General features: G+C 49.1%; 13 protein-coding genes and 1 pseudogene. 12 read left to right on the top strand and 2 right to left on the bottom strand.

Annotation, left to right across the window (positions count from 1 at the left end; all coding sequences use genetic code 11):
* Positions 1–59: 59 nt before the first annotated feature.
* The 5 genes and pseudogenes from GGC63_RS34695 to GGC63_RS29570 all read left to right on the top strand — a co-directional run.
* A pseudogene (locus GGC63_RS34695) lies at positions 60–656 on the top strand (DedA family protein); the annotation flags it as partial.
* Positions 636–1,154 carry a nuclease-related domain-containing protein gene (locus tag GGC63_RS34700; protein ID WP_225948591.1) on the top strand — a complete coding sequence of 173 codons (519 nt, stop codon included), beginning with the start codon at positions 636–638 and terminating at the stop codon, positions 1,152–1,154. The pseudogene GGC63_RS34695 and the gene GGC63_RS34700, both read left to right, overlap by 21 nt.
* Positions 1,155–1,253: 99 nt before the next feature.
* The gene (locus tag GGC63_RS29560) at positions 1,254–1,820 is read left to right on the top strand and encodes a thioredoxin family protein (protein ID WP_192705338.1); all 567 of its coding nucleotides are present in this window, start codon (positions 1,254–1,256) and stop codon (positions 1,818–1,820) included.
* A 13-nt stretch (positions 1,821–1,833) separates the two neighbouring features.
* Positions 1,834–2,469 (top strand): MBL fold metallo-hydrolase, encoded by a 636-nt coding sequence (locus GGC63_RS29565; RefSeq protein WP_192705339.1) that lies wholly within the window; start codon positions 1,834–1,836, stop codon positions 2,467–2,469.
* A gap of 122 nt (positions 2,470–2,591) precedes the next feature.
* The gene (locus GGC63_RS29570; protein WP_192705340.1) at positions 2,592–3,338 is read left to right on the top strand and encodes a lipase family protein; all 747 of its coding nucleotides are present in this window, start codon (positions 2,592–2,594) and stop codon (positions 3,336–3,338) included.
* 1 nt (position 3,339) lies between these two features.
* On the opposite strand, the gene GGC63_RS29575 is transcribed toward GGC63_RS29570, so the two are convergent.
* A complete protein-coding gene (locus GGC63_RS29575; protein WP_192705341.1) occupies positions 3,340–5,661 on the bottom strand; it encodes an AraC family transcriptional regulator in 2,322 nt (773 codons plus the stop codon).
* 134 nt (positions 5,662–5,795) lie between these two features.
* On the opposite strand from GGC63_RS29575, the gene GGC63_RS29580 reads away from it, so the two are divergent.
* The 4 genes from GGC63_RS29580 to GGC63_RS29595 all read left to right on the top strand — a co-directional run bounded on the left by GGC63_RS29580 (position 5,796) and on the right by GGC63_RS29595 (position 11,097).
* Positions 5,796–7,313: an extracellular solute-binding protein gene (locus tag GGC63_RS29580; protein ID WP_225948578.1), complete on the top strand. Its 1,518-nt coding sequence runs from the start codon at positions 5,796–5,798 to the stop codon at positions 7,311–7,313.
* A gap of 272 nt (positions 7,314–7,585) precedes the next feature.
* On the top strand, positions 7,586–9,115 hold the full coding sequence (locus GGC63_RS29585) for an extracellular solute-binding protein (protein WP_079913568.1): 1,530 nt from the start codon (positions 7,586–7,588) through the stop codon (positions 9,113–9,115).
* A gap of 116 nt (positions 9,116–9,231) precedes the next feature.
* The gene (locus tag GGC63_RS29590) at positions 9,232–10,185 is read left to right on the top strand and encodes an ABC transporter permease (RefSeq protein WP_192705343.1); all 954 of its coding nucleotides are present in this window, start codon (positions 9,232–9,234) and stop codon (positions 10,183–10,185) included.
* A 30-nt stretch (positions 10,186–10,215) separates the two neighbouring features.
* Positions 10,216–11,097, top strand: coding sequence for a carbohydrate ABC transporter permease (locus GGC63_RS29595; RefSeq protein ID WP_079913417.1), 882 nt, complete (start codon positions 10,216–10,218; stop codon positions 11,095–11,097).
* Positions 11,098–11,196: 99 nt separating this feature from the next.
* Here the strand turns inward: GGC63_RS29595 and GGC63_RS29600 are convergent, their stop codons facing one another.
* Positions 11,197–11,418 carry a hypothetical protein gene (locus tag GGC63_RS29600; RefSeq protein ID WP_079913416.1) on the bottom strand — a complete coding sequence of 74 codons (222 nt, stop codon included), beginning with the start codon at positions 11,416–11,418 and terminating at the stop codon, positions 11,197–11,199.
* Positions 11,419–11,674: 256 nt separating this feature from the next.
* Here GGC63_RS29600 and GGC63_RS29605 point away from each other — a divergent pair, with 256 nt between their 5' ends.
* The 3 genes from GGC63_RS29605 (at position 11,675) to GGC63_RS29615 (ending at position 14,415) form a co-directional block, all read left to right on the top strand.
* Complete coding sequence (locus GGC63_RS29605) at positions 11,675–11,980, top strand: hypothetical protein (protein ID WP_079913415.1); 306 nt, start codon at positions 11,675–11,677, stop codon at positions 11,978–11,980.
* A 501-nt stretch (positions 11,981–12,481) separates the two neighbouring features.
* Positions 12,482–13,645: a YhgE/Pip domain-containing protein gene (locus tag GGC63_RS29610; protein WP_192705344.1), complete on the top strand. Its 1,164-nt coding sequence runs from the start codon at positions 12,482–12,484 to the stop codon at positions 13,643–13,645.
* Between the two features lie 167 nt (positions 13,646–13,812).
* Positions 13,813–14,415, top strand: coding sequence for a TetR family transcriptional regulator (locus GGC63_RS29615; protein WP_079913412.1), 603 nt, complete (start codon positions 13,813–13,815; stop codon positions 14,413–14,415).
* Positions 14,416–14,481: the final 66 nt, after the last annotated feature.

Below are 14,481 nucleotides of genomic sequence, written 5' to 3' on the forward strand. Positions count from 1 at the left end.
AGGATAGATTGGAGACAAGTCGGGCTTGCCCGAAAATGAGAGGAAGAGGCTGGAGAAGAATGTTAAAGGATCTGATTCACAGTGCGTTAATGTTTATTCAGGATTTGGGCGTATGGGGAATACTGATTGGATTGATGCTTGAAGTCATCCCTAGTGAAATTGTGCTCTCTTACGGGGGGTATCTCGTATCACAGGGAAGCGTTTCTTTTCTGGGTGCCATCATTTTTGGTACGCTGGGCTGTCTTATTCAGCAAGTGTTCTTGTATTGGATCGGCCGATACGGCGGAAGACCGTTTATAGAGAAATACGGCAAATATATTCATCTGAAAATGCGCTATATTAATATTGCAGAAGACTGGTTTAATAGATACGGTGCGGGAATGGTGTTCACGGCCCGGTTCATTCCTGTCGTAAGACAGGCGATCTCCATTCCTGCGGGGATGGCTCGCATGCCTATGATGAAATTCCTGTTTTATACCTTGCTGGGTACGATACCGTGGGCGGTCCTGTTCGTCTATTTGGGCAACACCCTCGGCTCGAATTGGGAGCATATCGATGAGTACGCTTCTAAATATACGACGCCTCTTATTATCGGTTCGGTCGCATTGACGGTACTTTATGTGCTGTTCAAGCTGCTGCGGCGCAAAAAAAGCGAGCCCAAGTACGGCGACGAAGGGGAGAAGAGCACGGCTCATCAGCTTAAATATATCGGCAGCGAGTACCGTGTGCTGAACAGTCGGCATGTGCGGGCAGGCGGGAGCTCCCAGGAGTTCGATCACATCGTGATCGGCCCGAACGGAGTCTTCCATATTGACTCCAAGCATTGGTCAGGCGAGATTGTATTTACCTCGCAGGGCGTAGAGCGCAGCAAGGAAGGGCATTCGGCCGACCCGACTGCGCAGCTGTACCGTCATGAGCATATACTCAAGGAGCTGTTCCGCTCGGCGAAGCTGAATCCGGAGCTGGTCGGTGTGCTTTGCTTTACGCATCCGAACTCTCATATTGTCGGCAAAAGCCCGGCCTTCGCAACAGTGAAGCTGGATAGACTGGCGCACCTGATCAAAACACATAAATCCAAGAAGCCGCTGCTTACAGCCTCGGAAGTGACAAGGATCGAGCAGCTTATTAAAGAAAACAGCCACAGCAGCAAATAGATGCAGCCCCGCTTCCATTCAAAGCGGGGCTTTATTGCCTAGCCTCTCTTTTTTATATAAAATGAAAAGTATACCAACCCATAAGGAGGGCTTTATGCTATGAGTAAAAATTTGTCCCATAAGCTCCGTACCGGCTTGACGCCGCAGCAGTTCATCGACGGGATGACGAAGAACCAGGAGAAATTTATGGAATGGTATGACAGCTTTGCTTGGCAAAACGAGGACGACAAGGAGTTCTTCGACTCGCTGAATAACCGCGACGACCTTCGCTGTCTGATCCTCATGGCCGACTGGTGCGGCGATGTGGTGCGTAACGTACCCGTAGTATTCCGCGCGCTAGAAAATTCGGGTATTCCGGTAGAAGTACTTATTAAGGAAGAGCATCCGGATGTCATGGCCCAGTTTTTGACCGGCGGCGGCGAAGCGATTCCGATTGTTATTTTCACCGATTTCAGCGGTCATGTGCTCGGACATTGGGGACCTCGTCCTAGCAAAGTTCAAGCGGTCATGACGAAGTTCAAGCAAGAGAACCCGGATCGCAACGCGCCGGATTATGATGAGAAAATTAAAATGGTGCGCCAGGAAATGGCACGTGAATATGGGGAAGGCACAGGCTATCATGCCGTTATCGTCAAGGAATTGCGCGACCTTCTTTCAACATTTTAAGGTGGAGTGACGGATGAGCTTAGAAGGATTGAAGATCGAAGCGTTCTCCTTGGGACCCCTTGGCACCAACGCATACTTGCTGTCGAGGCCGGAGGAGGGCAAAGGCATCATTATTGATCCCGGGATGAATCCCAAGCCCCTGATCAAGCGGATTGAAGGCTTGCAGATCGAGGCTATTCTGCTGACACATGCTCATTTTGACCATATCGGCGGCGTGGATGAGATTCGGAAGCTGAAGGGATGTCCGGTTTATTTGCACGATGCCGAGGCGGATTGGCTGACCAATCCGAAGAACAACGGCTCCTCCAGATGGCCGGAGCTTGGCGGCCCGATTGTAACGGAGCCTGCCGAGTATGCGCTGGATGAAGGGCAGGTATTGAAGCTGCTCGGGCTCGAAATCAAGGTTATGCATACCCCTGGCCACTCACCGGGCAGTGTAAGCTTCCTTATCGGACCGCACTTGTTTGGCGGCGACGTGCTGTTCAGGCTGTCCGTAGGCCGTACCGATCTGCCGGGCGGGCGAACGGAGGAGCTGATGGATTCCATCCATCTGAAGCTGTTCGAGCTGCCGGACGATACCATCGTCTACCCGGGCCATGACGTCAAGACGACGATCGGCTATGAGAAGGAAAACAATCCGTACGTATAAACAAACGATACGCCATACATACAAGCTCCCCGGTTACGCCGTTCGCGGCGGTAGCCGAGGAGCTTTTTCTTGTCCTTGAATAAAATGCTATACAAGCAGTCTTACTCAAGGGAGGGATAGGTATGGGCGGTAAACGGATGACGGACAAGGCGATTTTCCTGGCTGCCGCCGTGTATCAAGCGGTAGAGCAGTACAAAAATAACGGACGCTGCGTAACGCCAAGAGGGTTTCGTTTGGCAAAGGTGTTAGGAAGCCGGCAAAATCCGTACGCAGGGATGATTCTTCAATCGAAGAGCACGGTGATCCTAGTATTCCGTGGGACGGAGACGATCTCCGAGCTGTTGGCCGATACGGACACGGCTCAAGTCGCATTCCCCTACATGTCTTCGGGCGGACGGGTCCACCGGGGATTTGCACGAACGTATGGCCGGTCCATAAGAGCACAGGTGCTGGCTCATCTTCGCGGCGTATCGCCGGGCAAAGAAATATGGATCGCTGGCCATAGCCTGGGCGGGGCCATTGCCACGCTGTGTGCCTTGGATGTCGCGGTGAATACCAGGTTCAACGATCCGCTGCTCCTTACCTTCGGTTCGCCTAAGGTCGGGAACGCTGCCTTCGCTGCCGCATTCTCCCGCCACATTCGCCGCTCCGTCCGAATCGTGAACAGCTCCGATCTCGTACCGGTGCTGCCCCCTTCGTTGAAGGGAGCGGAATACAGCCATGTCAAAGGGCTGTATCGAATCCGGTTCAACCGTTCCACGATTATGAGCAATCACACGATCCGCAACTATTATGAAGTGCTGTCTGGGAACGATTCCGAGTATACCCTCAGGCTGAAACAGCAAAGTCCGGGATTTGGCCCGGACTAGCTTAGTGTCCCCTTTTGCGGAAGGATTCGCGGTATTGCCCCGGCGTCATGCCTTCGACCTTTCGGAAGGACCGGATAAAATTTTGCGAATTCATGTAGCGCAGCTTTTCCGATATTTCCTTGATGGTCATATCCGTCTCCGTCAGCCATCTCTTCGCAATGGTAAACCGGTAAGCGGATAAATAGTCGCTGAAGGTCGTGTTGGTCTCCTTGCGGAAAATCCCGCTCAAATAGTTGGCGTTATAGTGCAGCTGCGATGCGCATTCCTCAATCGTCAGATCGGTATCGTAATGCTTGTGAATCATATCAATAATTTTTTCCGAAATGCTGTGGTATTGCGAATTTTGGCGGTCGCGGTATATCGAAATCAGCGGTGAAATGATGCGGGTCCAGAACCAGTCCTGGATTTCGGTCGTCATTTGCAGCCGGTTTAACTCCTCGTAGAGGGAGACGTCCCCGTCTCCTTGCTTCAGCTGATTCAAGGTTACGCCGGATTCCTGCATCGCGACGATCAGGCTGGTGAACAGGCGGACCATGGATATTTGATACTCCTGCGGTGTCATTTCATGCTTGAAGATGGTTCTCATGAACTGGGACAGGTGATGCTTGGCATTCTCCTCATCGGCCAGCAGGATGGCGTCAAGAAGATCGCTTTCGGTTAAAAATGGATAGTCCAGATGCAGCTGATGCTTGCCTTCGTTGATGTTGGCATAAGAAATAATGACCTGGCCGCCCAAGTGGATGCGCTGCTTCAATGCTTCCAAGCCTTCACGATAAGCGACGGACGCCTTTTTCGGATCATCGAACGGCAGGCTGATGCCGATGCTGATTTGCAAGCCGAGAACGTGCTGAACCGTCTGCTGAATCGATTCGGTCAAGGAGTACATGAAGCTGTTGAACTCCTCCAGCGACTGGTTTTTGCTTCCGATCATCGTCACCTGGGTCTGTTCGATGAATACCGGCGGAAAGCGGACATCGGAGGGAATGATTTCCTCAATAATGTTGTTGATGGCGAACAAGAGCAGCTCCAGGTCCTCTTTACCGTAGCGCGTATGCTCCAGCGTATCGATCTGCAGCGTGATGACCGCGAATGCCTGCCATTCATTAAGCTTTTCGCTGAGCCCGAACAGCTCCATTTTTTCCATAAGCTCCGCCCGGCGCACTTTCCCCTGGAACATTTTGATCAGAAAATAAGCGAGAGCCTGCTGGAGATGCTGCTGCGCTTCTTTTTCAAGCTGTGTTTTGGAGCGGAACAAATCCTGGACCTGGTGGCTGATAATATCGAACTCATTATTGCGGAGCCTGCCGCCGTTCGGAAGCTTGCCTCCAACCTCTCTCATGAGCCGTTCGATAGGGTTATACATCTGTCTCGACAGAAGCCATGCGATGATAAGAAACACGGCAACGATGATAAGACAAACTGCGAGCGTGTAACGGCCGATCTGCTTGGAATCCCGCGTCAGGCTGTCGATGGAGATAATGGATAAATAAATCCAGTTATTATAGCTCGAGCGCAGATACGTGGCCGTATATTTTTTGTGGTTCACTTCCGTTTGGAATTGTCCCGAAGGCTGTGAGAATATGGAAGGATCCTTGATGAACTCCGTATTAATGGCGTACTTGCCTATCATAGAAGGATCGGAGTGATACAGAATGCGCTCCTGATCATCCAGAATGATAACGGTTTCCGATTCCCTTGGAACATAATTTAACATCTCCGCCAAGCTGCAGGTGGTTAGGTTCGTAAAGGCCAGGCCGAATTTATCCGAGCTTTGGTCCGGAAGCTTTTTGACAAGACTGATTGTATAAGGGCAAGTGGCAGCGTTTGCTTTTTCCTCACTGTAAAACCAGATGCTCGGGTTTAACACCCACGAGAAGGAATTGGGAAGCAGCATCTGATTGAGGAGCTGAAAATGATGCAAATAATTGCTGAACGTATAGAAGCCGGAGTTTTTAATCATCCAGTTTTGCTTGATATTGATGATGACGACATCCTCGACCTTCGTATAGAACGACTGGGTGTTGCTGATTTCCTTGCGCAGATCCTTGTACAGCATGAAATCGTCCGTCGTAAAAGGCTCATTTAATACTTTGGCCATGACGGGGGAGTTCACCAGCTGATCGAAGGCGTGGTTAATAGTTCTTAGTACCTGCTCGACATTGGAATTCATTTGGGTCAGCAGCTGAATTTGCCCGCGGTTGACCTGCTTTTGAATTTCGTTGGAGGATTGCAGATTGGAAACGATGCCAATAAAGATGACGGGAACGGTGCACAAGATGCATCCGAATAAAATGAGTCTGGTTAAATAGCTGAATCTATGCATCCTGCATCCTCCTCCTTTCGACATGGGATGACGATTCTATCTTACCAATGGAACTCCAATGGAGCAATGATTTCATACAAATCGGCAATCGTGTATAATGAAATCAGGAGTAACGCGGGGAGGATAGCATGGTTATGCGTATAAAAAGCAGAACAAAGTCGATTTTAGTTGTAATCGCTTTCGCATTAATGGCTTTCCTATGGAACGGTTGCATGCCGCAGGAACAGCAGCCAGGCACCCAAGACATTAGCACTAAGCCTATAGGCATCATGGTGCCCTTGCATCAGAATCAGGCTCCCCCGCAGGAGATGCTTCGGGCGATAGAGCAGGCCGCCCAGGCGAAGCTCGAATTGGACTGGATTCCTAATGACAATTATAAGGAAAAAATGATAAACGCACTGCAAACGAACTCCTTAAAGCAAGTGACTTATGTGAATCAATCGGACTATATGTACGTCAAAAATGCGATCCGTTCCGGCATGTTCTGGGAAATCGGCCCTTACCTGGAGTTTTATCCGAATTTAAAAACGTTGAGCAAGAGTATCCTTAACGAGTCAAGTGTTCAAGGTAAAATCTATGCTTTGTATACGGAAAGGCCTGCTTCGCGGCAGGGGGTTATTTTGCGGAAGGATTGGCTTGAGCGGCTGCATCTGAAGGAGCCGGCGACTATCGAGGAGCTGTACCAGGTGCTGAAGCAGTTCACTGATCGGGACCCGGACGGGAACGGGCTTCATGATACGATAGGCATTGCAGATCGTGGAGATCTTACTTACGGAGCATTCAAAACCTTAAGCTCCTATTTTGGAACTCCGAATAATTGGGGACTGCAGGACGGGACCCTGGTTCCGGATTTTCAAACGAAGGAATACCTCGATACGATGAATTTCATGAAAAGGCTTGTCAGCGAAAATATGATCAATAAGGATTTTGCCGTAACCAGCAAGCAAATTCAGCGATATATGCTGATCAACGGGAAGGCGGGAGGCTATATCGGCAGCATGGCGGACGCACCTCGTCTGCAAAATGAGCTGAGGAAGTTTGATCCGAACGCCGAGCTGACCCTGATCAACCGGATTCGCGGTCCGAAGGGCGAAGGAGTATGGTCCAATCCGGGCTACAGCGGGCTGTTCCTGTTCTCGAAGAAAGCCATCAAGAACGAGGAGGAGCTGCGGCATATTCTTGCTTTTTTTGATCGCAGCATGGGAGCGGAGATCAGCAGCCTGCTTCAATATGGAGTCGAAGGAAGGCATTATGAGCTCGTTCAGGGGCAAATCACGGTAACGGCAGCCATGAATCAGCTTCATGACACGGAGGTGCTGCCTTTAACTTCTCTTGTCATCGGGGGGATGCATAACCCGAATTTGATGAAGGTGAAGGATGAGGAGGATCCTTTGGTGCTCAAAGCGAACCGGTTGATTAAGGATAATGAACAAATGCTGATTCGTGATGCTGCGGAAGGGTTGTCCTCGGAGACGTATGATCTTATGGGAGCCAATTTATCGGACATCATCACCGATGCCACACTGAATTATATCCTTGGCAAGATCGACCTGACGGCTTTTCAAAATGAGCTTCAGACATGGGAGAGCCGCGGCGGGGGGGATATCATTAAGGAATTTAACGAAGCGTACCGGAAAAAACATAATCCCTAGTATTTTTGGCTGTCATCTGTGATGACGGTCTTTTTTGCGCTAGGCAAGGATGAATTCCATTCGATATGCCCGAATTACAGCCATATTAGGGGATGTGCAGAATTTAACCTGCCTCGCCCGAGATGCCCAGAAACCTTGATAGAACAAGGATTTCATGCGGGTGTGAGTCAATGATTGTAGTTGTAATGACGGTTCCCGTTATATGATAGCTCCAGCAACGAAAACATACAAAAAAACAAACGAAAAACAAACGGAGGTCGAAGCATTTGAAGATGAATCCGAAGTATGTGAAAAGAACCAGTATGGCCTGCGCCACGGTACTAGCCCTTTCTACTATCCTGGCAGGCTGCGGCGGTGCCAAAACGGACAACAAACAGGCGGCAGATTCAGGAGCTGCTCAAAATGAAGGACCGCTTAAGATTACGATCATGGCCAACTTGTCTACACCTGAAGTCCCTTCCGATAAAATAAAGAAAATATTGGAGGAGAAGACGAACAGCCAAATCGAATTCCAATGGGTTCCGGACGGGTCCTATGACGAGAAATTCCAAGCCGCTTTTGCAACCGGTTCCTTGCCTCAGGCAGCCTACCTGAAAAACCAGTCCTCCTTCGTGCTGCTCCGCGATGCGATCAAGAACGGACAGTTCTGGGAAATCGGGCCGTATCTGAAGGACTATCCTAACTTAAGCAAGTTGAATCCGGACGTTCTTAAAAATACGGCGGTTGAAGGTAAAATCTACTCCTTGTATCAAGAAAGACCGATCGCGCGTCAAGGGGTTATCTACCGTAAAGACTGGGCCGACAAGCTTGGTTTGCCTGAGCCGAAAACAACCGACGACATTTACAATATGCTGAAAAAATTCAAGGAAGCTGACTTTGCGGGCGGCGGTAAAACGTTAGGCCTTGCAGACCGTAACGATCTGGTTTACGGCTCGTTCAAAACATTAGCTTCTTACTTCGGAACTCCGAACGGTTGGGGCGTTCAAGACGGCAAGCTGGTTCCTGATTTCATGACCAAAGGCTACATGGATACGATGAAGTTCATTAAGAAGCTTCGCGATGAAGGCCTGATCAACCAGGACTTCCCGGTAACGAGTAAAACCGACCAGCAAAACATGATGTATACCGGTAAAGCGGGTATGTACATCGGTTCCATGCAGGACGTGCTGACGATTCAGGATAAAACGTCCAAAAACATAAAAGAAGCTCAATATGATGTATTGAACCAATTTACAAGCCCAAGCAACAGCAAACCGACCACTTGGGGGATTCCAGGCTACGGAACTTTGGTTGTGTTCCCTAAATCCGCTGTAAAAACAGAGAAGGAACTGAAGCAAATCCTGGCGTTCTACGACAAATTCTTCAATCCGGAAATCGCTAACCTGTTGAAATACGGCGTAGAGGGCACCCACTACACGCTGAAAGACGGTAAGGTACAGCCAGGCGAGGATGAGAAGCTGAAGGAAAAAGAGCAAAAGCCTTACCTGACGGTAGCTTTGGCGGACACCACCAATATCCTTCCATCACTGTACACGCTGAAGGCACAAGAGAAAGCCGTCAATCTGTCCAATGAAGCGGTGAAATTCGCTATCCAGGATCCGACGACACCTCTGGATTCCAAAACGTACAACGAAAAAGGCGCGAGACTGCAAGACATCATCAAGGACGCTACGTACAAATTTATGCTTGGCAACATTGACGAAGCCGGCTTCCAGGCAGCCGTCAAAAAATGGCAGGATGACGGCGGAGCCAAAATCATGGAAGAATATAACGCATCCTATAAAGCGAGCGGCGGTAAATAAATAAGTGCTACCAGGGGAGGGCCTCCTGATCATGTCAGGAGCCTCTCTCCGCCATTACGTTACCCCGGAATCCGCTGATCTTGATGATCTTATGGAAGGAAAGGAAGTTAATCACTATGAGCAATACTGTCGCTGAGCCTAAAGTGATGGAGGCTCCCAAAACCAATAGCGATATAATGAAAAGGCTTGTCCGGAACCGGTACATGTATTTCATGATCATTCCCGGCCTGATCTATTTCATTATCTTTAAATATTTGCCCATGTACGGCTTAATTATTTCTTTCCAGGATTACATGCCATACAAAGGGATTCTGGGGAGCGAGTGGGTAGGGCTGAAGCATTTCGAAAAGCTGTTTACCGATAGTGAGTTTTGGACTATTTTCAAAAACACGCTGGTGCTGTTCCTGTACAACATTCTCTTTTATTTTCCCGTACCTATCATTTTGGCGATTATGTTGAATGAGGTAGCCGGTCAGTTTTTCAAACGGATTGTTCAAACGATCGTATACATTCCCCACTTTTTGTCCTGGGTTATTATCGTATCCATTACGTACGTCATGTTAACGATGGATGGCGGAATTATTAATGAATTGCTCGTTTTCTTCGGCTTCGCCAAGGTCAACTTTTTGTTAGATGCCGTATGGTTCCACCCGATGTACATTGCCCAGGTTATTTGGAGAGAAGCGGGCTGGGGAACGATTGTCTATCTGGCTGCCATTGCTTCCATTGATCCGCAGCTGTATGAGGCGGCAAGAATGGACGGAGCCGGCCGATTCAAGCAAATATGGCATATTACGCTTCCATCGATCCGGAGTGTCATCATCGTCCTGCTCATTCTTAGAATAGGCAACGTTCTCGATCTCAGCTTCGAACACGTATATTTGCTGCTTAACTCCATGAACCGTCCCGTAGCGGAAATTTTGGATACTTACGTGTATACCGTAGGCTTGAAGCAGGGACAATTCAGCTTCAGTACGGCAGTAGGCTTCTTCAAGTCCTTTGTAGGCTTGTTCCTGGTGGTTCTATCGAATAAATTGGCTAAAAAAATCGGCGAGGAAGGCATTTATTAATTTAATCCCGGAGAAAGAGAGGGCATCTTCATGGTTCAAGATAAAACGTTTGGCGGCAGAATGTTTGATATCGGCAACATCATCCTGCTGTCCATCATTGCGCTAATTACCTTCCTCCCGTTTTTGCATGTGGTCATGGCGTCCTTCACAACGGAAGAGGAGATGGCCAGAAAGCCGTTCGTACTGATTCCAACGGAATTTACGATCAAAGCCTATCAATACATTTTATCCACGAATGCTATCTATAAAGCTCTGGGAGTTTCCATCGGAGTTACGGTAGTCGGTACGCTGGTCAGTATGGTGCTTACCTGCCTGATGGCCTATGGCTTGACACGCAGAGACCTGGACGGGCGCAGAGTGCTGATGTTTCTGGTCGTATTCACCCTGTTGTTCAACGGCGGGCTCATTCCTACATTCCTGGTCGTTAAGGAGCTGGGCTTGGTCGATTCTTACTGGTCCCTTATCCTGCCGAGCGCGGTCAATGCGTTTAACCTGATCATCATGCGAAGCTTCTTTATGAATCTTCCTGAAGGAATAGAAGAGTCGGCCAAAATTGACGGCTGCAACGATTTCGGCATATTGTTCAAAATCGTCATTCCATTGTCCATGCCGGCTATCGCAACGATTTCCTTGTTTTATGCGGTCAATTACTGGAACACTTATTTTAATGCCATCCTGTACTTGAACGATGCCTCCAAATGGCCGATCCAGGTGCTGCTGCGTCAAATTGTTATTGTGGCCAGTGCCTTCAGCGCCGATACGTCCGGCTTTGGCGACGATTTCGTCAAGCCGCCGGAGCAAACGATCAAAATGGCCGTGATCATGGTGTCCACCATCCCGATCCTGCTCGTATATCCGTTCCTGCAAAAATATTTTGCAAAAGGCGCCCTGGTCGGTTCTGTAAAAGGATAATAACTTTCCTGTAAAAGATAAAAGCATCAGCCTTGGTCCGAACATTCGGGCTAATAAGGCTGATGTTTTTTTGCCGCAGGGGATGATCCTGGCGAAGAGCTATTTCAAAAACTGAATCAACAAACCGACAAGAAGCACGACGGCGGCAGAGGTGAAAAAGAAATAACCGAAGTACCGGATCGGCGAGGGCATGGAGCCTATGTCCGCTTTTTTGGATGAACCTCCGTTCTGTATAGGCTGGGCATCCTGCAGCGGGTTTATATAATCGGCTTTCTCTACCCTGGCCGAGTCCGGCTGGGTTTCGTGAAGAGGCTTAGTCATAAAGCTTCTCCTTTCCGAAGGAAAGATCAGGTAAGGCGATGGAAGCTCCCAGGAGTGGGAAATATTGATATATATTTTGACGCATGAAATTCCCAAAAGTTGCTTGTTCGAAACAGCATTTGTACGGGTTGTCATACAGGCACCTGTCTAATTTTATATATATAGGTGAATACCGTGCTCCGGCTAGGTGATTCTCCATAGACTGTTGGTGTGTTCGATAGTAACACGCCCTTAAAATTCATGGAGGTGTTCCTAAATGGATAAATTTAAACCAATGCCAATGCCAATGGTATCACCAGCTGAAATGCCAGGACCTATGCCAATGATGAATGCACCTATGCCTTTCCCTTCACCAAATTACGTCTCGCCCAGCTTCGCGGCACCAAGCTACGCTGCCCCAATCAATGTTCATGCCAGCAACGAAATAATCAACATCATCGAACCGAAGAAACATCATCACCATCATGGTCATTGCCATAAAGGGTGTGGATGGACATCAGTTGGTACAATTCTTGTATTGTACATTCTGCTTGTTATCATCCTGCGCGGCGTCGTCAGATGACACAGTAGAGGCGAGGTGAATCATAGGCCATGCCCACTGCCATGATGGGAAGGCTCCTTACTTTTTACGGGTTGGGTAAGGAGCCTCTCGCGGGTGGCTTTCCGATGATTGAGCGAAATTTCCAGTTGGGAATGTCGAGCGAAATTTCGAGGATCCCGGGATGCAAAACGCGGGATGATGGGAGTGATAAATAACTCGGGTATTTGAGAACCATCTAGGGATACATAGTTAAGCAGGTGTACCTATCGGAGCATGCGCATTGGTCATTTCCTTGATAGTGCGCCGGACGGTTTGCGAGGGCAAGAACGTGGAGTGCAGGGAAAACGGAGTTTTACTCTTCGTATGTCAGGAGTTCCTGTTGGCAGGCCCGGCTTATTTAATTAAGTAGGGCTCGAATCGGGATTTTTTGGCGTAAAGGGTTGACAGAAGAAGCTATCCTCCATTATTGTATTAAACAAACGTTTAATTAAAGCGGATATTTAATACAAAGGGAGAGTTGCTATGCTTAACGCTTTGCAAGCTTATTTGAAGAAACCGGCTACCATCATCGGTATCGTGACGGCCATGATGTTTCAGGTCATCTTCAGTATCATTTGGATGACGGGGTATGCTGGAGTTACGGATAACACGAAGCATCTTAAGATTGCGATTGTGAACGAAGACAACGGGACGGGAGCGAAGGTCATTGATCAGCTAAAGGAGAATTTGCCTTTTCAGCTTTTGACCGAAAACGCTTATGATTCAGCCCGACAGCGGTTGGAGCGGCGGGAGGTGCAGATGGTGCTGCACATTCCGGGTGACTTTACCAAGCAGCTGCAAACCCCGGGACAGAAGGCGCAGATCGAATACACGATTAATGAATCGAATCCGGCCTTAATCAAAACCATGATGCAAGGTGTTGCGAATGGAGTCACCGCGACCGTAAATAAAGAGGCTGTTGCCGCGGGGGCACAAGCGGTTCTGACACAAGCGAATATTCCTGCACAGCAGGCTCAGGGAATGGCTCAAGGACTTGCGGAGAAGGTTACGGGACAACTGGAGTACATCCATCCGGTCAACGGAATGGCGAACCAGATGATCCCTATGATGCTTGTGTTGGCTTCCTTCGTGGGCGCAATGATTATGGGTATGAACATCCAGCAGGCCACCGGGATGCTGGGGCACAGCATCGGCAAGTGGAGCAAATTTGCCGCTAGGATGACCATTAATGTGATCTCGGCTGTGTTCATTGCTTTGGTAGGCACTTCGCTGGTGCTGTCCCTGGGCGGCACTTCGGCAGGGGGCTTCCTGTCCATGTGGCTGTTCCAGACCTTGTTCCTGCTTACTTTCATGATATTCTCCCAGATGTTTCTTATTCTGTTCGGCATGGCCGGTATGCTGTTCAATATTACTATGCTGTCGGTGCAGCTCGTATCGTCCGGCGCCATGGTGCCGCGGGAGTTATTGTCCGATTTTTATTTGAAGCTGAGCGAGTATCTTCCGGCCACCTATGCGGTCAGGGGCATCATGAACATTGTGTACGATGGCTCCGGAGCTTCGGCCGAGGCATGGAATCTGGTAATGATTATGCTGGTATGCGGGCTGATAGGCGCTGCTGTGACAGGAATCCGAAGACAGGCCGTCCCGGTGCCTTCCCGAGCGGAAGCAGGTCTTACTCGGGCTTAAGTTGCAAAAGATAGTATGAATCCGTCGATGCTTCCTTCGGCGGATTGTAATACGCGCAAATTGTAACCGCTTGCGATTCTGACTTGAAAGCTCCATAATAAGAATAATTCACGAAGAAAGATCCGGCATTGCTTACTTATTATTGCTTTTAAAGCTGAGGAGATATTATGACACAAACCGAATCGGATATGAAAATACGGATTTTGCTTGCAGCCAAAAAGCTGTTTGCCAAACAAGGCTTTGACGGAACGACCGTACGCCAAATTTGCGAAGAAGCGGGCGCTAATGTAGCGCTGATTTCGTATTATTTCGGGGGAAAAGAAAAAGTATTTCATGCGGTCATCGACTATTTCTTCGTCGGCCATCGGCTGGAGGAGCTGGAACAGCAGCTGAAGGAGCCGGTGTCGGGACTCAAGCTTCTGGTGAAGGAAGTCGTATGGTTCTGCATGAACGAGCCGGAGCTTGCCTCGATTATTCAGCAGGAATTCGCAGCCAATTCCCAGAGGTTGTCCCATATTACCGAGCGTACCTTTCCGATTTGGATCAAGATAAAAGAGCTGCTTGCCAGAGGGAAACAGGAGGGAGTATTTCATTTTGAATCGCTGGATCATACGCTGCTTTTTGTCGTCAGTACGGCGCTCTCCTTCAAAAAATTGGTCACCCTGAGGCCTCTGTTTACTGAGCAGGAGGCCAGTGTGGGAGCAACGGCGGAGCATGCCAGCCTGTTCGTGCTTCGGGCACTCGGAGCGGCAGGATTTGATGAGCAATAGGGCTGCAGCCGAGCAGGTTAAAAACAAAAGGAAATAGGCCGGCGATCCTTACGATCGCTCGGCCTT

The organism is Paenibacillus sp. OAS669, assembly GCF_014873645.1.
Classification (GTDB): domain Bacteria; phylum Bacillota; class Bacilli; order Paenibacillales; family NBRC-103111; genus Paenibacillus_S; species Paenibacillus_S vulneris.